Source organism: Pseudomonas sp. 01L34 (assembly GCF_056400265.1).
Genome location: NZ_JBFTSX010000009.1, coordinates 38507 through 56278, shown reverse-complemented (window position 1 = coordinate 56278; position 17772 = coordinate 38507). Strand labels below are relative to the sequence as shown.

At 58.2% G+C, this 17772-nt stretch carries 19 protein-coding genes, 1 tRNA gene and 2 pseudogenes; 12 read left to right on the top strand and 10 right to left on the bottom strand.

Annotated elements, in window-relative coordinates:
- Position 1: 1 nt before the first annotated feature.
- The 6 genes and pseudogenes from AC1DQM_RS25525 (at position 2) to AC1DQM_RS25500 (ending at position 3923) form a co-directional block, all read left to right on the top strand.
- Positions 2-289 carry a putative quinol monooxygenase gene (locus tag AC1DQM_RS25525; protein WP_204125528.1) on the top strand — a complete coding sequence of 96 codons (288 nt, stop codon included), beginning with the start codon at positions 2-4 and terminating at the stop codon, positions 287-289.
- Positions 290-337: 48 nt separating this feature from the next.
- Entirely contained in the window at positions 338-1225 is an 888-nt protein-coding gene (locus AC1DQM_RS25520; protein ID WP_204125527.1) for a helix-turn-helix domain-containing protein, read from the top strand.
- A 258-nt stretch (positions 1226-1483) separates the two neighbouring features.
- Positions 1484-1792: pseudogene (locus AC1DQM_RS25515) on the top strand (LysE family translocator); the annotation flags it as partial.
- Between the two features lie 151 nt (positions 1793-1943).
- On the top strand, positions 1944-2567 hold the full coding sequence (locus AC1DQM_RS25510) for a glutathione S-transferase family protein (RefSeq protein ID WP_138866792.1): 624 nt from the start codon (positions 1944-1946) through the stop codon (positions 2565-2567).
- 321 nt (positions 2568-2888) lie between these two features.
- Positions 2889-3332 (top strand): DUF3592 domain-containing protein, encoded by a 444-nt coding sequence (locus tag AC1DQM_RS25505; protein WP_477747023.1) that lies wholly within the window; start codon positions 2889-2891, stop codon positions 3330-3332.
- A 3-nt stretch (positions 3333-3335) separates the two neighbouring features.
- Positions 3336-3923, top strand: a pseudogene (locus AC1DQM_RS25500) (hypothetical protein).
- A 73-nt stretch (positions 3924-3996) separates the two neighbouring features.
- On the opposite strand, the gene ychF reads toward AC1DQM_RS25500, so the two are convergent.
- From ychF to AC1DQM_RS25460, 8 genes are all read right to left on the bottom strand, one after another.
- Positions 3997-5097 (bottom strand): redox-regulated ATPase YchF, encoded by a 1101-nt coding sequence (ychF, locus tag AC1DQM_RS25495; protein WP_018929566.1) that lies wholly within the window; start codon positions 5095-5097, stop codon positions 3997-3999.
- Positions 5098-5119: 22 nt separating this feature from the next.
- A complete protein-coding gene (gene pth / locus AC1DQM_RS25490; protein ID WP_008074178.1) occupies positions 5120-5704 on the bottom strand; it encodes an aminoacyl-tRNA hydrolase in 585 nt (194 codons plus the stop codon).
- Positions 5705-5873: 169 nt separating this feature from the next.
- A complete protein-coding gene (locus AC1DQM_RS25485) occupies positions 5874-6473 on the bottom strand; it encodes a 50S ribosomal protein L25/general stress protein Ctc (RefSeq protein WP_018929567.1) in 600 nt (199 codons plus the stop codon).
- A 142-nt stretch (positions 6474-6615) separates the two neighbouring features.
- Complete coding sequence (locus tag AC1DQM_RS25480) at positions 6616-7557, bottom strand: ribose-phosphate pyrophosphokinase (protein ID WP_003171603.1); 942 nt, start codon at positions 7555-7557, stop codon at positions 6616-6618.
- A gap of 46 nt (positions 7558-7603) precedes the next feature.
- Positions 7604-7678, bottom strand: a tRNA-Gln gene (locus AC1DQM_RS25475).
- A 37-nt stretch (positions 7679-7715) separates the two neighbouring features.
- On the bottom strand, positions 7716-8567 hold the full coding sequence (ispE, locus tag AC1DQM_RS25470) for a 4-(cytidine 5'-diphospho)-2-C-methyl-D-erythritol kinase (protein WP_064616180.1): 852 nt from the start codon (positions 8565-8567) through the stop codon (positions 7716-7718).
- Between the two features lie 2 nt (positions 8568-8569).
- Positions 8570-9187, bottom strand: coding sequence for a lipoprotein insertase outer membrane protein LolB (gene lolB / locus AC1DQM_RS25465; RefSeq protein WP_064616181.1), 618 nt, complete (start codon positions 9185-9187; stop codon positions 8570-8572).
- Between the two features lie 4 nt (positions 9188-9191).
- Positions 9192-10916, bottom strand: coding sequence for a tetratricopeptide repeat protein (locus AC1DQM_RS25460; protein ID WP_086946020.1), 1725 nt, complete (start codon positions 10914-10916; stop codon positions 9192-9194).
- A gap of 234 nt (positions 10917-11150) precedes the next feature.
- Here AC1DQM_RS25460 and hemA point away from each other — a divergent pair, with 234 nt between their 5' ends.
- The 6 genes from hemA (at position 11151) to AC1DQM_RS25430 (ending at position 16518) form a co-directional block, all read left to right on the top strand.
- On the top strand, positions 11151-12440 hold the full coding sequence (gene hemA, locus AC1DQM_RS25455) for a glutamyl-tRNA reductase (protein WP_007939757.1): 1290 nt from the start codon (positions 11151-11153) through the stop codon (positions 12438-12440).
- Positions 12437-13519 (top strand): peptide chain release factor 1, encoded by a 1083-nt coding sequence (gene prfA / locus AC1DQM_RS25450; RefSeq protein ID WP_007939759.1) that lies wholly within the window; start codon positions 12437-12439, stop codon positions 13517-13519. Before hemA ends, prfA begins: the two co-directional genes overlap by 4 nt.
- Entirely contained in the window at positions 13520-14350 is an 831-nt protein-coding gene (gene prmC, locus AC1DQM_RS25445; protein ID WP_018929573.1) for a peptide chain release factor N(5)-glutamine methyltransferase, read from the top strand.
- Positions 14344-15099, top strand: a complete 756-nt coding sequence (locus AC1DQM_RS25440; RefSeq protein WP_477747022.1) for a molybdopterin-synthase adenylyltransferase MoeB — start codon at positions 14344-14346, stop codon at positions 15097-15099. The genes prmC and AC1DQM_RS25440 overlap by 7 nt, the downstream gene beginning before the upstream one ends.
- Complete coding sequence (murI, locus tag AC1DQM_RS25435; RefSeq protein ID WP_018929575.1) at positions 15092-15883, top strand: glutamate racemase; 792 nt, start codon at positions 15092-15094, stop codon at positions 15881-15883. Before AC1DQM_RS25440 ends, murI begins: the two co-directional genes overlap by 8 nt.
- 116 nt (positions 15884-15999) lie before the next feature.
- Positions 16000-16518 (top strand): acyloxyacyl hydrolase, encoded by a 519-nt coding sequence (locus tag AC1DQM_RS25430; protein ID WP_018929576.1) that lies wholly within the window; start codon positions 16000-16002, stop codon positions 16516-16518.
- Between the two features lie 70 nt (positions 16519-16588).
- Here AC1DQM_RS25430 and AC1DQM_RS25425 read toward each other — a convergent pair whose 3' ends face one another.
- Together AC1DQM_RS25425 and AC1DQM_RS25420 are read right to left on the bottom strand one after the other, a co-directional pair.
- Positions 16589-16894 carry a YkgJ family cysteine cluster protein gene (locus tag AC1DQM_RS25425; protein ID WP_018929577.1) on the bottom strand — a complete coding sequence of 102 codons (306 nt, stop codon included), beginning with the start codon at positions 16892-16894 and terminating at the stop codon, positions 16589-16591.
- Between the two features lie 60 nt (positions 16895-16954).
- Positions 16955-17728 carry an SDR family NAD(P)-dependent oxidoreductase gene (locus tag AC1DQM_RS25420; protein ID WP_477747021.1) on the bottom strand — a complete coding sequence of 258 codons (774 nt, stop codon included), beginning with the start codon at positions 17726-17728 and terminating at the stop codon, positions 16955-16957.
- Positions 17729-17772: the final 44 nt, after the last annotated feature.

Sequence of the window (17772 nt, the reverse complement as noted above, 5' to 3'; positions counted from 1 at the left end):
TATGTCCGTCAATCTGGTCATCAGCTTCAATGTGAAAGAAGAAAAGCTGCAATCCTTCAAGAACATCATGAGCGACGTGAAGATCAATCTGCCGAAGGTGGACGGTTGCCAAACGGTCAAGATTCTCAACCACGTGGAAGATCCACTCGCGTTCACGCTGGTGGAGGCTTGGGACTCGCGTGAAATGCACGGTGCCCACGTCGAGCAGATGATCTCGAGCGGTCAGTGGAGCGTCATCGTCGAGCATCTGAGCAGTGAGCCGGTCAGCGGTTACTTCAGCGAAATGTGATGCTGTAACGTCCAAATGGGGCGGCTAATTTATTGAGAAGCCATAGCAATGACACTCGAAGTAGTACCGGCAGCGCTTTACTCAATGCGCAATGTAAAGCCTATTCTTGCTGACGGTAGCTCGTCCATCCTCCATAAAACGCTTGAAACGAACCTGGAAAACAAGGCGATCTATATCGCCACGCCGTTGATCGTCTACATCAAGCAGGGCAAGCAGATTATTCGCGACTATGACGCCATGTCCCATGTTGTCGACGAGAATCATTTGATTTTCCTCTCCAAGGGCGTTTACACGGTATCGGACTACGTCACTGGCAGTGATATCTTCGAGGCGGTGTTGCTATTTCTCGACGACAAGCTGATCGCCAAATACCTGTCTCGTGCGGCCGGTACAGGCCAGTCGCACACGGACGGCCTGCAGAAAAACGTGCACGGCACTTATACCCTGCACGCCAACGAACAGATTCAGCGCTATATCGATTCGCTGGACTATGTCTACAAGGGCGCGGAGGGCTCCGACGCGCTGCTGGAGTTGAAACTGCTCGAACTGCTGCACCTGATCGCCATTCAGGACAAGTCCTTGCGTTTCCTGCGCGAGCTGTCCTGCGGCGGCAACCGTAAGCGTCGTCTCATCACCGACTTTATGGAGCAGTACTATTCGCACAAGTTGAAGATCGAAGACTATGCCCTGCTGACGGGGCGCAGCGTTTCGACCTTTATCCGCGACTTCAGGCGCAGCTACAACACCACCCCGAACCGCTGGATCATCGAAAAAAAAGTCGACATCGCGCATCAGCTGTTGACGGCTAAAAATTATTCCGTCACCGACGCGGCTGCGGAGGTGGGATATGAAAATACCTCCCACTTCATCAAGGTCTACAAGCAACGGTACGGTGTCACGCCGAAGAAAGCCAAGACCTTCGCAGCAGAACTATAGCGCGACAAGGCCCAAGCCCCCCGCTGCCGCGATAGGGTGTTGTTTGGCCTGTCACAACAGTCGGTTCCTGACCGAAAGCCCTCATCCATAATGCACGCGGCTGACTGCGTCAGAGTGTTTGGATGCGCTATTGGGGCAAGCCATTGCTCACGTTGAAGTCGAACGTATTCCCAGGGAGCGGATACCCAGTGCTGCGACCGCTGTATGACGTTTTGTCAGTCAATCTGTATCTAACGTTCCCCCTTTGACCACCCTACTATCGCAGCCTTGGTCTTGGCGGTTCCCTATGCGTATGACGCGCTGCGACTCGGCTGCGCGCGCTATCTGCTCTACCTTGCCTGGCAAGCGGTCAAGTCCAACACGCCGACCACGGCAGTATGCTGGCGCAATCCATCGTGCTTGGTTTTACACAGATCGTCATTAGCGTGAGCGTCAACGCGCTGATTGCCGTCATGGCTGGCGCCATCGTAGCAGGCCCGTGTGGCAGATCGTGCAACGCTGGCTGATGGGGACGGGGACGGTCCTCGCGAGCTGGCCGTGCGCATGGCCGTAGAAGGGCGGCGCTGAACCGGGCTGTTTGCGGTTGGTGCGGCGCGGTAAACCTGCGTCACCCGGATTTGAGAGCGGCCCCTGTGCATCGCGCCAGGCGCACTAGATAAAGATCCGAGCGGGTTATCGAAAGCCCCTGACCAACCACCCTGAACGATAAGGACATGAAATGTTGCGCATACTGGGTAAGGCATCGTCGATCAATGTACGAAAGGTACTTTGGGCATGCGCCGAGATCGAAATCCCCTTTGAGCGAGAGGATTGGGGGTCAGGCTTCAAGTCGACGCGCACGCCCAAATTCATTTCGCTGAACCCCAACGCAACGGTGCCGGTGATCCTGGACGACGACTTCGTGCTCTGGGAGTCAAACTCGATCATTCGGTATTTGGCGTCTCGCTATAACGGAGGTCATTTTTACCCGGTCCAACCGAGAGCAAGAGCGCGGGTGGACCAATGGATAGACTGGCAAGCGTCGGACCTCAACAAATCGTGGACGTATGCCTTCATGTCGTTGGTCAGGCATTCGCCTGACCATCAGGACAGCAGAGCCTTGGCAGCCGCTTGCAGCCTGTGGTCAAGGCACATGGAGATCCTGAATCGACAACTCGAATCAACAGGAGCCTACGTCAGTGAAGACGGGTTTTCTCTCGCAGACATACCGATAGGCCTGTCGGTTAACCGGTGGTTTGAAACACCGCTCGATCACCCAGACTTTCCTGCTGTAAGTGCCTATTACGAACGGTTGAGTCGTCGACCTGGCTACCTCCTGCATGGAAGAAACGGGACTCCGTAATAGTTCAGCATGGTGTCAGGCGGCGCCAGGGACATTTGTTCACATGCTCGACGGCAGAAACGGCCGAATTTTCTTTCTTTATTACTCCAGTCGGCACTATGTGCCACCAGCCTTGAAAGCGTTCATCGAATTCATCAGGGCGGGTGACTTGCGAACCTGATTCAGAACCATCGCGACCGGCAGCTTCACGCCCTGAGGAAGTCAGTCAACCTAAATCGAGGTTCTTCAGGAGCGGTGAACCGCGCTTCCCCAAGGCATTCAAATAGGTGGTTTCTTGTTAACCTGACCGCCTTCTTTCATGGACGAATACCGAGACAAGCCATGGCTAACCTCACCCCGTCACGCCTCGGGAAGATGCTTCAGGGGCTGCTCTTTGCCCTGATTGGTATCGGCTTGTTGGGCATTGCCGTCAATCTCACGCTTGAACGACGCGAATTCCTCGCCCACGCACAGACCGCCGATGGCATCGTCAGCCACTTGAATGCCGGTGGTTCGCATCCCGAGATCGCCTTCACCACCAGCAGTGGTGAAAAGATTTCATACCCCCAGGGCGGCTTTATTTTTGGCTATCGGCAGGATCAGCCGGTGCGGGTGTATTACCTGCCCGAGCAGCCGGCCAGTAGCGCCGTGGTCGATACCCCTGCTGCACTGTGGGCCACTCCCGGCGTACTGGGTTGTATTGGTCTGCTGTTCACCCTTGCCGGCCTGTTAAGGGTTATCCGCCAGTGCGGTCGCGGCGCAGTTCATTCACATAAAGGACTTTGAACGATGAACTACAACATCCCGATCCCGCTCAATGAGAGTTGCTGGCAGTATCGGACCGCCAGCGGTGGCGGTCTGACCGTAGCCCTGGTGGCGGGCAGTGGCGGTTCGATCATCCTGCGTTCGCCCTAGGGCGAGAACGTCAGCTACCGCTACGGCGGCGTCGGGTTGGGGGTCGGATTTGGCGCGCGCCTGCCGCGTTTCGGCAAGATCAATATCCAGCTCAAGGGTAAGAGCGTAGGGGCAGCCGGTGCGGCGGAGGCTTTTCCCAGCACTGGCAAGGTGTTTGTCAGCGACGCCCTGGTCAGTCGTGACCTGACCAGTGACGACATCACCGGGCCCTGCCTGTATACCGAAGTGGGGGCGGGGTTGGTGGTCGGCGGTTCGGCCACCGCCCTGTTGTTCGGGCTTGATCCCAAGCTGCTGGCGTTGGCGGCGGTTCTGAGCTCCAACCCGGCGACCTCGCTCATTGCCTCCTCCACGGTCAACCGGCAGTTGCTGCAGTCGGCCAAGAGGGCGGTGGTCATGGCCGGCATGAACGCCGGTGTGCAGGCCGGTGGAGGCGCCGCAATCTACATGGGCTATCTGTTCTAGTCGCGCATAGCAGGTCGATATAACGCCCAAAAAAAAGCCGCGAATCAACGCGGCTTCTTCGATGCCAACAACGCTACACGTTGAAACGGAAGTGCATCACGTCGCCGTCTTTAACGATGTAGTCCTTGCCTTCCAGACGCCATTTACCGGCTTCTTTGGTGCCGGCTTCGCCCTTGTACTGGATGAAGTCGTCGTAGGCGATGACTTCGGCGCGGATGAAGCCTTTTTCGAAGTCGGTGTGGATCACGCCGGCGGCTTGCGGTGCGGTAGCACCGACGCGGACGGTCCAGGCGCGGACTTCTTCGACACCGGCGGTGAAGTAGGTCTGCAGGTGCAGCATTTCGTAGCCGGCGCGGATTACGCGGTTCAGGCCAGGCTCTTCGAGGCCCAGGGCTTCGAGGAACATGTCTTTCTCTTCGCCATCTTCCAGTTCGGCGATTTCGGCTTCGATTTTGTTGCAGACAGGAACCACCACGGCGCCTTCTTCTTCGGCGATGGCCTTGACCACGTCCAGCAGCGGGTTGTTCTCGAAACCGTCTTCAGCGACGTTGGCGATGTACATGACCGGCTTGGTGGTCAGCAGGTGGAAACCGCGAATCACCTGCTTCTCATCGGTGCTCATGTTTTTCATCAGGCTGCGCGCAGGCTTGCCCAGGGTGAAGTGAGCGATCAGCTGCTCCAGCAGGCCTTTCTGGACCACTGCGTCCTTGTCACCGCCCTTGGCGTTACGAGCGACTTTCTGCAGCTGCTTCTCGCAGCTGTCGAGGTCGGCGAAGATCAGTTCCAGGTCGATGATTTCGATGTCGCGTTTCGGGTCGACGCTGTTGGAGACGTGAATCACGTTCTCGTCTTCGAAGCAGCGGACCACGTGGGCAATGGCATCGGTCTCGCGGATGTTGGCGAGGAACTTGTTGCCCAGGCCTTCACCTTTCGAGGCGCCGGCCACCAGGCCTGCGATGTCGACGAATTCCATGGTGGTCGGCAGGATACGCTTGGGCTTGACGATGGCCGCCAAGGCTTCCAGGCGCGGATCCGGCATCGGCACGATACCGCTGTTGGGCTCGATGGTGCAGAAGGGGAAGTTCTCGGCCGCGATCCCGGACTTGGTCAGGGCGTTGAACAGGGTGGACTTGCCGACGTTAGGCAGGCCGACGATGCCGCAATTGAATCCCATGGTGTTTCCCCTCGGGTAAGAGTCAGGCCTTCTGGCTGTGCAGGTTTTTCATCGCGCGGTTCCATTCCCCGGCGAGGATATCCGGCAGCACGCCGAGGGCAAAGTCGATGCTGGCATCGAGTTTTTCCTGTTCGGCGCGTGGCGCACGACCCAGGACGAAGTTTGAAACCATACTGGCAACGCCCGGGTGGCCAATGCCAAGCCGCAGGCGGTGAAAGGTATTCTGATTGCCCAGTTGCGCAATGATGTCGCGCAACCCGTTATGACCGCCATGGCCGCCGCCCTGTTTGAGCTTGGCAACGCCCGGAGGCAGGTCGAGTTCGTCATGCGCCACCAGAATTTCTTCCGGCTTTATGCGAAAGAAGCCGGCAAGTGCCGCTACGGCCTGGCCGCTGCGGTTCATGTAGGTGGTGGGAATCAGTAGACGAACATCCTGACCCTGGTGCGAATAGCGCCCGGTCAGGCCGAAATATTTGCGATCGGCCACAAGGTTGACACCCTGTGCCTGCGCGATGCGCTCAACAAAAAGGGCCCCTGCGTTATGCCGGGTCTGTTCGTATTCAGCGCCTGGATTTCCCAGGCCAACGATCAGTTTGATGGCAGTCACGATAGGGGCCCTTCCTTGAAGTGGTGGATAACATCGCCGCCATCAGGGAGTGCGGCGAAAGTGGACGACAAGTGCTCATTTACCATTATGTAAACTCCGCGTTCTCGCCCGCTTTCTCGCTACGCTCTAGTCCGCGATGTTTCCGGTCACTCCGGCGTACAGAGTGAAATTACTCTGCAGCGCCTTCTGCAGCTTCTGGAGCAACACGTGGAGCGTGAACGTTGGCAACAGCCAGGTCGTTACCGTGAGCCAGAGCAACAAATTCAACGCCTTTAGGAGCGCTGATGTCGGACAGGTGAATGATCGAGCCGACTTCGGCGTTAGCCAGGTCAACTTCGATGAATTCAGGCAGGTCTTTCGGCAGGCAGGACACTTCGATTTCAGCAACAACGTGCGAAATCTCGCCGCCTTTCTTCACCGGAGCAGCTTCGTTGATGAAGTGCACTGGAACGATAGCGGTCAGCTTTTGGCCAGCAACTACGCGTACGAAGTCAGCGTGCATCACGTGGCCTTTGGCCGGGTGACGCTGCAGAGCCTTGATGATTACGTTTTGCTTGGTGCCGCCAACGTTCAGCTCGATGATGTGGCTGTAAGCCGCTTCGTTTTCGAGCAGTTTGGCAACTTCTTTAGCCAGCATGCTGATGGATTCAGGGGCTTTTTCGCCACCGTAAACTACAGCTGGAACCAGGCTTGCGAGACGACGCAGGCGGCGGCTCGCACCTTTCCCCAGGTCGGAACGCACTTCAGCATTCAGAGTAAAATCGTTCATGTTGTATCTCCAAAATAACCACATTCGCCCCAGCGTTTGCGACCAGCGCTAAAGGCGATATGGGCAAAAAAGCCCCGCCCCGACATGAATGCCGGGGCGGGGCGCTTTTCGTCAACAGGATGTAATGAAAAGGGCAGGGCCCTTAACGGAACATCGCGCTGATCGATTCTTCATTGCTGATGCGGCGGACCGCCTCGGCAACTACCGGTGCGATATCCAGTTGGCGGATACGCGCACAGGCTTGTGCTGCAGCGGACAGCGGGATGGTGTTCGTCACCACCAGCTCGTCCAGCACGGAATTTTCAATGTTTTCGATCGCCCGACCCGACAGCACAGGGTGCGTGCAGTAGGCGAAAACCTTGGCAGCGCCATGCTCTTTCAAGGCCTTGGCCGCGTGACACAGAGTGCCGGCGGTATCGACCATGTCATCGACCAGAATACAGGTACGCCCTTCGACATCACCGATGATATGCATCACTTCAGAGTGATTGGCTTTCTCACGGCGTTTGTCGATGATCCCGAGATCCACGCCCAGGGATTTGGCAACAGCCCGTGCACGCACGACGCCGCCAATGTCCGGGGACACGATCATCAGGTTTTCGAAGCGCTGATCTTCAATGTCATCCACCAGTACCGGGGAGCCGTAGATGTTATCTACCGGAATATCGAAGAAACCCTGGATTTGGTCAGCATGCAGATCAACCGTGAGAACACGGTCGATGCCGACTACGGTAAGCATGTCAGCAACGACTTTCGCGCTGATAGCCACACGTGCGGAACGCGGACGGCGATCCTGACGGGCATAACCAAAGTAAGGAATAACAGCAGTGATACGAGTAGCCGAGGAGCGGCGGAAGGCATCAGCCATCACTACCAGTTCCATCAGGTTATCGTTGGTCGGAGCGCAAGTCGGCTGAATAATGAAGACATCCTTACCGCGGACGTTTTCATTGATCTCGGCTGTAATTTCGCCGTCGGAAAACTTACCGACAGAGATGTCACCGAGAGGGATATGCAGCTGACGTACGACACGCCGAGCCAGATCGGGGTTAGCGTTCCCCGTAAAGACCATCATCTTGGACACGCGCAGTACCTGAAGGCTGAGGGTAACCTGGATGAGTATAGGAAAATGGCAGGGGCGGCTGGATTCGAACCAACGCATGGCAGGATCAAAACCTGCTGCCTTACCGCTTGGCGACGCCCCTGTATCTGTTGCTACGAGTACCCAGTACCCGATTCCTTTTAGAGCAGACTTTGCAGCTTGCGATGCAACATCGAAACGTTGCTTCCTTTTGCTACAAACCCTGTAAGGGTCTCTGTAAGAAGGGCCGAGACTTTATCAGCTTCAGCTTTGCTTGGGAAGCCCCCAAACACACAACTTCCAGTTCCGGTGAGTTTTGCTTCGGTAAATTTACCTAGCAAATTCAAGGCGTTACGTACCTCTGGATAACGTCTTGCTACCACCGGTAAGCAGTCATTTCGACTGTTTCCCTTGGGAACGGGGCGCACTTTAATGGGAGGAGTGTTACGTGTCAACAGCGGATCTGAAAAAATTTCTGCTGTACTTACAGATACTTGCGGCACAAGCACCAGATACCACGGTTCCTCGGGTTCTACAGGCGTGAGTTTCTCCCCCACGCCCTCGGCGAAAGCCGCGTGGCCACGCACGAAAACCGGGACGTCGGCGCCAAGTGTCAGACCCAGCGCGGCCAGCCTGTCGTCATCCCAGCCCAGTTGCCAAAGATGATTGAGGCCCAGCAACGTGGTCGCCGCATTCGAACTGCCGCCACCGATTCCACCGCCCATGGGCAGGATTTTTTCGATCCAGATGTCGATGCCCAGCGAACAACCGGATTGCTCCTGGAGTTTTTTCGCGGCTTTGACAATCAGGTTACTGTCGTGAGGGACGTCGGCGAATTCGGTGTGCAACCGAATCACGCCATCGTCGCGAACGGCGAAGGTGATTTCATCGCCGTAATCGAGAAACTGAAAAATCGTCTGCAACTCGTGGTAACCGTCTTCACGGCGGCCGAGGATATGCAGCATCAAGTTGAGTTTGGCGGGCGAGGGCAGAGTCAGGCGTGGGGCAGTCATCTTCACTGCCCCAGTTTGCGCGGTTGCCAGTCCTTGATCACTAGTGTGACATCAAGGTCGGTGCCGTGCAGTTTGATCCGCTCGGGCAGCCAATAGCCGTTTTGCTCGGCATAACTGAGGTACTCGACCTGCCAGCCATCCTGTTCGAGATTGGCCAGGCGGCTGTCGACGTCCAGGGTCAGATGACTTTTGCTGTCCGGGGCCGGGAGACCGCGAACCCACCACGCCAGATGGGACACCGGTAATTTCCAGCCCAGTTGCTCTTCGACCAGGGCTTCCGGAGTCGACGCGTCATAACGGCCCTGATTGGCCACTTCCAGCGAGACTTTGCCGGGGCGCCCGGTCAAGCGGGCCGCGCCGCGACCCAGCGGGCCGGAGAGGCGGATATCGTAGTAATCCTGGCGTTGCAGCCAGAACAGGGTGCCGCTGCCCGAATCTTTTGGCGCGCGGATACCGATCTTGCCGTTGATCTGCCAGCCGTCGAGGCTGCTCAGTTGTTGTTTGTGCTCGCGCCATTGGGCCGGGTTACCGTGTCCCCCGACCGATTCACGGGCGCTGAAGCCCGCGCAACCGGCGAGCAGGGCGATGAAGCTGAAAACGATAATGTGGCGCAAAAACATAATCTTAAAGAGTCTCTGATCCGGTCAGGCGCTTGATGGTACTGCGCAGGGTAGGGCTGTCGGGCTGCTCCTTGAGGAACTTGCTCCAGACTTGTTTGGCTTCGCGTTGTTTGCCATTGGCCCACAGGACTTCGCCCAGATGAGCGGCAACTTCCTGATCAGGGAAGCGCTCCAGTGCCTGGCGCAAATAGCGCTCGGCCTCATCGAGGTTGCCCAGGCGGAAATTCACCCAGCCGAGGCTGTCGAGAACGGCCGGGTCTTCCGGGTTCAACTGGTGCGCCTGTTCGATCAGGGCCTTGGCTTCGGCGTAACGCGTGGTGCGGTCGGACAGGGTGTAGCCGAGGGCATTCAACGCCATCGCATTGTCCGGGTCGCGTTTGATGATCAGTCGCAGGTCTTTTTCCATCTGCGCCAGGTCATTACGTTTTTCCGCCTGCATGGCTCGGGTATACAGCAGATTCAAATCATCCGGGAATTTCTGCAGGGCTTGCTGCAAGACGTTCCAGGCCTTGTCGCCCTGTTTGTTGGCCGACAAGGTTTCGACTTCGATCAGGTACAACTGGATCGCGTAATCGGGTTGCTCGTCGCGTTGGGCCGCCAGACGGCTTTGGGCTTCGGCGGTCCTGCCGTTGTTCATCAGAATATCGGCCTGACGCAATTGCGCTGGCAGGTAATCGTTGCCCGGCCTGACCTGGGCGTACTCGATCAGCGCGCCCTGGGGGTCGTTACGCTCTTCCGCGATACGCCCAAGGTTCAGATGCGCCGAGTCGACGTGGCTTTCCCTGGCGATCAAGTCTTCCAGATAACCTTTTGCCTCGTTCCAGGCCTTGGCTTCCAGGCAGACCAGAGCCAACGAATAACGCAGTTCGTCGTCTTCCGGGTATTGCTGCACCAGGCTCGAGAACTCGACCTTGGCGTCGTCCATGCGGTCCTGTTCGACCAGCGTGCGCGCGTAGGTCAGGCGCAGGCGTTTGTCGTCCGGGTATTTCTTGATGCTTTTTTGCAGTAACGGCAAGGCTTCACCGCCACGGTTGAGCCCTTGCAGCAGGCGCGCGCGCAACAGAATCGGCGCTATTTCGCCTTCTTCCGGCGGGTTGTCTTCGAGCAGGGTCAGCGCGCCTTTGGCGTCGCCATCCTGTTGCAACAGCAAGGCCTTGCCGAAAATCAGCTGGTTGTTGTGCGGGTGGCGCTGCAACAAACGGTCAAAACCTTTCATCAGGCCGTTGCGGGTTTCCTGGTCGGTATCGGCCGCAGACAGGGCGAGGAAGTCGAAATGAGTGTCGCCTTTGCCTTGCAGGACTTTTTCCATATAAGCCATGGAGTCGTCGTAACGCCCGGCACGGGCGAGTTGCACGGCCGCCGCCCGTTGCGCCTCGAGATCGTTCGGGGCGTTTTTTGCCCAGATCAGCGAAGTGTCGAGGGCCGCTTGATCGGCGCCCAGGTATTCGGCAATGCGAAATGCCCGCTCGGAGATGCCCGGATCCTGGGTATTGATAGCCTGGGTCACGTAGTTGTCCAGGGCAATGTCGTAACGATTGCGCTGGCCAGCCAGTTCGGCGCTCAACAGGCTGAAGACAGTTTCTTCGCTGAACGAGCTGTAAACCTTGGGCTTTTCAGGCGCCGGAGTGCTGTCTTCGACCGGCGGCGTACCGTCCGACGAAACGGGTGCCAAGGCCTGGCAGCCGCTGAGGAAGACAAAAGCGAGGAGCAACGCGGAAGATCTATTCATATAGGAAGAGGACGACTAACCTGCGGTCGGATCATCATGACACAAGCCTTCGGCCAAACATAACCGCCCGGCCAATTTACCCGCATACGCAATCCCGGCAGGCCCGGTGCCGGTGTAAACGAGAACGGATCGCAGCTTCGGCAGCGTCAACCGGGACGATAGATATCGAGTGGTTGTTCTGGCTCTGTCGAAGTAGGACAATTGTCGGCTTCACGTCACCATCAGCGACCTTGAATGGCCTTCCTTGCACTCGGTATTAACCACAAGACTGCTTCAGTAGACGTCCGCGAGCGCGTGGCCTTTACCCCTGAGCAGCTGGTTGAGGCCTTGCAGCAGCTCTGCCGACTCACCGACAGCCGCGAAGCTGCGATCCTCTCCACCTGCAATCGCAGTGAACTGTATATAGAACAGGATCACCTTTCGGCTGACATCGTGCTGCGCTGGCTGGCCGATTATCATCATTTGAGCCTCGATGAGCTGCGTGCGAGCGCTTATGTGCATGAAGATGATGCGGCAGTTCGCCACATGATGCGGGTCGCCTCCGGGCTCGATTCGCTGGTGTTGGGTGAACCACAGATTCTCGGCCAGATGAAATCGGCCTACGCCGTGGCTCGCGAGGCGGGCACCATTGGTCCGCTACTCGGGCGTTTGTTCCAGGCCACGTTCAATGCGGCCAAACAGGTGCGAACCGACACCGCCATCGGTGAAAACCCGGTGTCCGTGGCGTTTGCCGCGGTCAGCCTGGCGAAACAGATTTTCAGTGATTTGCAACGCAGCCAGGCCTTGTTGATCGGCGCCGGCGAGACCATCACCCTGGTCGCCCGCCATCTGCATGAGCTGGGCGTGAAGCGAATCGTGGTCGCCAACCGCACCCTGGAGCGCGCAAGCACCCTGGCCGAGCAGTTTGGCGCCCATGCGGTGTTGCTCTCGGACATCCCGACAGAACTGGTGCGCAGCGACATCGTCATCAGTTCCACCGCCAGCCAGTTGCCTATTCTCGGTAAAGGCGCGGTGGAAAGCGCCTTGAAATTGCGTAAGCACAAGCCGATTTTCATGGTGGATATCGCAGTCCCTCGGGATATCGAGCCGGAAGTCGGCGAGTTGGATGACGTTTATCTGTATAGCGTCGACGATCTCCACGAAGTGGTCGCCGAAAACCTCAAGAGCCGTCAGGGCGCCGCTCAGGCGGCCGAAGAGATGGTGTCGGTCGGTGCCGAAGATTTCATGGTTCGCCTGCGCGAACTGGCGGCGGTGGATGTGCTCAAGGCTTATCGTCAACAAAGCGAGCGCCTGCGCGACGAAGAATTGCAGAAGGCCCAGCGTATGCTCGCCAACGGCAGCAGTGCCGAGGACGTGCTGGTGCAACTGGCCCGTGGGCTGACCAACAAACTCTTGCATGCCCCTAGCGTGCAATTGAAAAAGCTCTCTGCCGAAGGCCGCCTCGATGCGCTGGCCATGGCCCAGGAACTCTTTGCCCTCGGTGAGGGCTCATCGGATAGCTTTTCGGATAAGAAACCGCAATGAAAGCGTCACTGCTCAATAAGCTGGACATCCTCCAGGACCGTTTCGAGGAATTGACCGCCCTGCTTGGCGATGGCGAAGTCATTTCCGATCAGAACAAATTCCGCACCTATTCCAAGGAATACGCGGAGGTCGAGCCGATCGTCGACACCTATAAACAGCTGCTTAAAGTGCAGGGCGACCTCGAAGGCGCACAGGCACTGCTCAAGGACAGCGACCCGGACATGCGTGAAATGGCCGTGGAAGAAGTCCGCGAAGCCAAGGAACGATTGATCGAGCTCGAAGCCAGCCTGCAACGCATGCTGCTGCCCAAGGATCCGAACGACGGTCGTAACGTGTTCCTGGAAATCCGCGCGGGCACCGGCGGTGACGAAGCGGCGATTTTCTCCGGCGACCTGTTCCGCATGTATTCGCGTTACGCCGAGCGGCGTGGCTGGCGGGTAGAGATTCTCTCGGAGAACGAAGGCGAACACGGTGGCTATAAAGAAGTTATCGCCCGTGTCGAAGGCGAGAACGTCTACGGCAAACTGAAGTTCGAATCCGGTGCGCACCGTGTGCAGCGGGTTCCGGCCACTGAATCCCAAGGTCGCATCCACACCTCGGCCTGCACCGTGGCGGTATTGCCCGAGCCGGATGAGCAGGAAGCCATTGAGATCAACCCGGCGGATCTGCGGGTCGACACCTATCGCTCCTCCGGTGCCGGTGGTCAGCACGTCAACAAGACCGACTCGGCGATTCGTATCACGCACTTGCCGTCCGGTATTGTCGTCGAGTGCCAGGAAGAACGTTCCCAGCACAAGAACCGCGCCCGGGCGATGTCCTGGCTGTCGGCCAAGCTCAACGACCAGCAGACCAGTGCCGCGGCCAATGCCATCGCCAGCGAGCGTAAATTGCTGGTCGGTTCCGGTGACCGCTCCGAGCGGATCCGTACCTACAACTTCGCCCAGGGCCGGGTCACCGACCATCGGGTCAACCTGACGCTGTATTCGCTCGACGAAATTCTTGCGGGCGGCGTGGATGCGGTGATCGAACCGTTGCTGGCCGAGTACCAGGCCGATCAATTGGCAGCGATAGGTGAGTAAATGACGATCATTGCCAGCTTGCTGCGCGCCGCCGATTTGCCTGATTCGCCCACCGCGCGTCTGGATGCCGAATTGCTGTTGGCGGCGGCCTTGGGCAAGTCCCGCAGCTTTCTGCACACCTGGCCTGAGCGTATCGTCCCGAGCGAAGCGGCACTGAAGTTTGCCGAGTATTTGCAGCGCCGCCGCAGCGGTGAGCCAGTGGCCTATATTCTGGGTCAGCAAGGCTTCTGGAAGCTCGACCTGGAAGTCGCGCCCCACACGCTGATTCCGCGTCCCGACACTGAATTGCTGGTGGAAGCGGCGTTGGAACTGTTGCCGGCCACCCCAGCCAAGGTGCTCGATCTGGGCACCGGCAGTGGTGCCATCGCCTTGGCGCTGGCCAGCGAGCGTCCGGCCTGGAAGGTCACCGCCGTGGATCGCGTGCTGGAAGCCGTGGCCCTGGCCGAGCGCAATCGTCAGCGCTTGAACCTGAGCAATGCCACGGTGTTGAGCAGTCATTGGTTCAGTGCCCTGGAAGGCCAGCGTTTTCAACTGATCATCAGCAATCCGCCCTACATAGCTTCGACCGATCCGCATCTGGTAGAGGGCGACGTACGCTTTGAGCCGGCCAGTGCCTTGGTGGCGGGTGTCGATGGGCTCGACGATTTGCGTCTGATCGTCGCCCAGGCACCGGATTATCTTGAAGCGGGTGGCTGGTTGATGCTCGAACACGGTTACGATCAAGCTTGCGCAGTGTGCGATTTGCTGCTGACCCGCGGCTTTGAAGAAGTCCATAGCCGCACCGATCTGGGCGGTCACCAACGCATCAGTCTGGGGCGCTTGCCGTGCTGAATGATCAGGAGTTGCTGCGATACAGCCGGCAGATTCTGCTGCAACACGTCGACATCGCCGGCCAGTTACGGCTCAAGGAAAGCCGTGTGCTGATTATCGGTCTCGGTGGCCTAGGTTCGCCGGTTGCGCTGTACCTGGCCGCGGCCGGTGTCGGTGAGTTGCATCTGGCAGACTTCGACACGGTCGACCTGACCAATCTGCAACGCCAGATCGTTCATGACACCGACAGCGTCGGCCTGAGCAAGGTCGATTCGGCGATCCGTCGCCTGACCGCGATCAATCCAGAGATTCAGCTGATCGCCCATCGCACTGCATTGGACGAGGATTCGCTGGCCGCCGCTGTTGCCGCGGTGGATCTGGTGCTGGACTGTTCCGACAATTTTTCCACCCGCGAGGCGGTCAACGCTGCGTGTGTGGCCGCGCGCAAGCCGCTGGTCAGCGGTGCGGCGATTCGTCTGGAAGGGCAATTGTCGGTGTTCGACCCGCGTCGTCCAGAGAGCCCGTGCTACCACTGTTTATACGGGCACGGCAGCGAGGCCGAGTTGACCTGCAGCGAGGCGGGCGTCGTCGGTCCTTTGGTCGGGTTGGTCGGCAGCCTCCAGGCACTGGAAGCGCTGAAACTGCTGGTGGGGTTCGGCGAGCCGCTGGTGGGGCGCCTGTTATTGATCGATGCCTTGGGCTCACGCTTCCGTGAATTGCGGGTCAAGCGTGATCCGGGCTGCAGCGTCTGCGGGTCGCGCCATGCGTGAAGCGCCGATTGCTGTGTTCGATTCTGGCGTCGGTGGACTCTCCGTGCTGGCCGAGATCCAGCAGTTGCTGCCCAACGAGTCTCTGTTGTACTTCGGCGATTGCGGGAATATTCCCTACGGCGAGAAAACCCCGGCATTCATCCGCCAGCGTTGCAGTGTCATGGCGCAGTTCTTTCAGCAGCAAGGCGCCAAGGCGCTGGTGCTGGCTTGCAACACCGCGACGGTGGCCGGCGTTGCGGACTTGCGGCGCGATTACCCCGAGTGGCCTATCGTCGGCATGGAGCCTGCGGTCAAACCGGCCGCTGCGGCGACGCGCAGCGGTGTGGTCGGCGTGCTCGCCACCACCGGTACTTTGCAGAGTGCCAAGTTTGCTGCCTTGCTCGATCGTTTCGCCACCGATGTACGGGTGATTACTCAGCCGTGCCCCGGGCTGGTGGAGCTGATTGAAAATGGCGATCTGCACAGCGAGACATTGCGTCAGTTGCTGCAAGGGTATGTCGAGCCGCTGCTGGCCGCAGGTGCAGATACGATCATTCTGGGCTGTACCCATTATCCCTTTTTAAAGCCACTGCTAAGGCAGATGCTCCCGCAAAGCATCAGCTTGATCGATACGGGTGCCGCTGTGGCGCGGCAGCTCCAGCGTCTGCTGGCCGAGCGTGAATTGCTGGCCGAGGGGCCGGCTCGCCCCGCACAGTTCTGGTCGAGTGCGGACCCAGAACATTTCAGAAATATCTTGCCGATCCTGTGGAATATGTCTGGGGTTGTGCGAAGCTTCGAAAAGTAGAGACGCGTAGCAAACGAATAATTGGGGTGAGCTTCTGATTAAACGGTGACTTCTATAGCTTTGTTTGTTTTGCAGCATAAAAATCATACTAAATTGTTCGGAAAAGGATGTTTCTAATGAAGCGACTATTCTGTTTGGCCGCGATTGCGACCGCATTGATGGGGCACAGTTTTACCGCGCAGGCGGCAGGGGTGGAGTTCGGGGTCGGCCAGACCAGCGATTCGACCATGACCTACCGACTGGGCATGCAGTTCGATTGGGACAAGAGCTGGTTGCAGAGTGATGTTGGCCGCTTGACCGGCTACTGGAGCGGCGCTTACACCTACTGGGAAGGCGACAAAACGGCGAGCAATCACAGTTTGTCGTTCTCGCCGGTACTGGTGTACGAGTTTGCCGGTCAGACCATCAAGCCCTACGTCGAAGCGGGTATCGGTATCGCGGTGTTTGCCAACACCGAATACGAAGATAACAAGCTCGGCAGTGCCTTTCAGTTCGAAGACCGTTTCGGGTTTGGTCTGCGCTTTGCCGGCGGACATGAAGTCGGGATTCGCGCCACCCACTACTCCAATGCCGGGATCAGTAACCCGAACGACGGTGTAGAAAGCTACGCATTGCATTACACGATGCCGTTGTAAGCCTGCAGTGTTTTAGATGTGGGAGCTACCTGTGGCGGGGGCTCTCACATGGCATCGGGTGACTGCGATCTCACCGATACGCCGTCGCAATCCCCTGGCGTTCGGTGATGCATTCCGGTGCGCCCATTTCGAACTCCCGGCAGATCAGCGGACGCTTTTCATAGATGGTGCACATCATGCTGTTGCGATCCAGTGCGGCGCACCAGCCGTCATCCAGTCGCAGCATGACTTCACCACCCCAATCATCGGTATCGATAAAACGTTCGGGCACGCCGGTGTCAGTGATCAGCATCACTTCAAGCTGGCAGCAGCAGGCTGCGCAGGTCGAGCAGGTGACCGCAGGCTCGGCGACTTGCGTGTGGGGAATGGTTTTCATGGCGCGCAGTGTAAGGCAGTGGGCCCATGCTGTGTAAAAGGCCTGACAGACGCTCAGGCTTCACGGCAGATCCTCGATCGGCGGCTTGTTTCGCGCTTGTTCGTCGATTGCCAGTCCCACCCGGTCGGGTTGTTGCGGCAGGGGCCAAAGAACAGGCATGAGCAGCTCCGGCAAGGAGCATTCCAGTGGACGATTCTTGATCATGTCGAGGAGGTATCGCGCGGCTTGGCCTGCCGACCAGTCGAGATGTATCGGGGCGCCGTCGTTCAGAGGCGTATCGATAAGCCCTGGGCTGACCACGGTCATTTCGATGTTTTCCGGCGTCATGTCGATGCGCAATGATTCGAATAGATGACGCAACCCGGCCTTTGAATCGCCATAGGATTCGGCCCACGGCAGGGGTAACCAGGTCACCGAACTGGCAATGCCCACCAGATGCGGCGCAGTGCCCGCCTGCAGCAAAGGCCGGGCGGCTGCGATGCAATAACTGCTGGCAAGCAAGTTGGTACGCATGATGTGCTCGATGATTGACGAATCGAGCTGATTGGCGTCGACGTATTCGCAGGTGCCTGCGTTAAGGATCATGGTGTCCAGAGAGCCCCATTCCTGCGCAATCTGCTCACCGATTTCGCGCACCCTTTGGCTGTTGGTCAAATCGCCCGCGACCACCAGCACTTGACCGGGATAGCGCTCAGACAGGGATATCAGTGATGCCACCGAGCGGGAGCTGGCCGCCAGATGAGCCCCGGTTTTCAGTATTTCTTCAGCCAGCACAGCACCAATACCGTTGCTGGCGCCGGTCAACCAGTATCGCCTTGGAGGTGTACGACTCATCCCAATCCCCTTATTTACCCAATATTTCCCTGGCTCAATTCCGT

What these genes read in the sequence shown, in the direction of transcription:
- AC1DQM_RS25525 (WP_204125528.1), top strand. Translation starts at nt 2, where the DNA reads ATGTCCGTCAATCTGGTCATCAGCTTCAATGTGAAAGAAGAAAAGCTG.
- AC1DQM_RS25520 (WP_204125527.1), top strand. Translation starts at nt 338, where the DNA reads ATGACACTCGAAGTAGTACCGGCAGCGCTTTACTCAATGCGCAATGTA.
- AC1DQM_RS25510 (WP_138866792.1), top strand. Translation starts at nt 1,944, where the DNA reads ATGTTGCGCATACTGGGTAAGGCATCGTCGATCAATGTACGAAAGGTA.
- AC1DQM_RS25505 (WP_477747023.1), top strand. Translation starts at nt 2,889, where the DNA reads ATGGCTAACCTCACCCCGTCACGCCTCGGGAAGATGCTTCAGGGGCTG.
- ychF (WP_018929566.1), bottom strand. Translation starts at nt 5,097, where the DNA reads ATGGGATTCAATTGCGGCATCGTCGGCCTGCCTAACGTCGGCAAGTCC.
- AC1DQM_RS25485 (WP_018929567.1), bottom strand. Translation starts at nt 6,473, where the DNA reads ATGAACGATTTTACTCTGAATGCTGAAGTGCGTTCCGACCTGGGGAAA.
- ispE (WP_064616180.1), bottom strand. Translation starts at nt 8,567, where the DNA reads ATGACTGCCCCACGCCTGACTCTGCCCTCGCCCGCCAAACTCAACTTG.
- lolB (WP_064616181.1), bottom strand. Translation starts at nt 9,187, where the DNA reads ATGTTTTTGCGCCACATTATCGTTTTCAGCTTCATCGCCCTGCTCGCC.
- AC1DQM_RS25460 (WP_086946020.1), bottom strand. Translation starts at nt 10,916, where the DNA reads ATGAATAGATCTTCCGCGTTGCTCCTCGCTTTTGTCTTCCTCAGCGGC.
- hemA (WP_007939757.1), top strand. Translation starts at nt 11,151, where the DNA reads ATGGCCTTCCTTGCACTCGGTATTAACCACAAGACTGCTTCAGTAGAC.
- prfA (WP_007939759.1), top strand. Translation starts at nt 12,437, where the DNA reads ATGAAAGCGTCACTGCTCAATAAGCTGGACATCCTCCAGGACCGTTTC.
- prmC (WP_018929573.1), top strand. Translation starts at nt 13,520, where the DNA reads ATGACGATCATTGCCAGCTTGCTGCGCGCCGCCGATTTGCCTGATTCG.
- murI (WP_018929575.1), top strand. Translation starts at nt 15,092, where the DNA reads ATGCGTGAAGCGCCGATTGCTGTGTTCGATTCTGGCGTCGGTGGACTC.
- AC1DQM_RS25430 (WP_018929576.1), top strand. Translation starts at nt 16,000, where the DNA reads ATGAAGCGACTATTCTGTTTGGCCGCGATTGCGACCGCATTGATGGGG.
- AC1DQM_RS25425 (WP_018929577.1), bottom strand. Translation starts at nt 16,894, where the DNA reads ATGAAAACCATTCCCCACACGCAAGTCGCCGAGCCTGCGGTCACCTGC.
- AC1DQM_RS25420 (WP_477747021.1), bottom strand. Translation starts at nt 17,728, where the DNA reads ATGAGTCGTACACCTCCAAGGCGATACTGGTTGACCGGCGCCAGCAAC.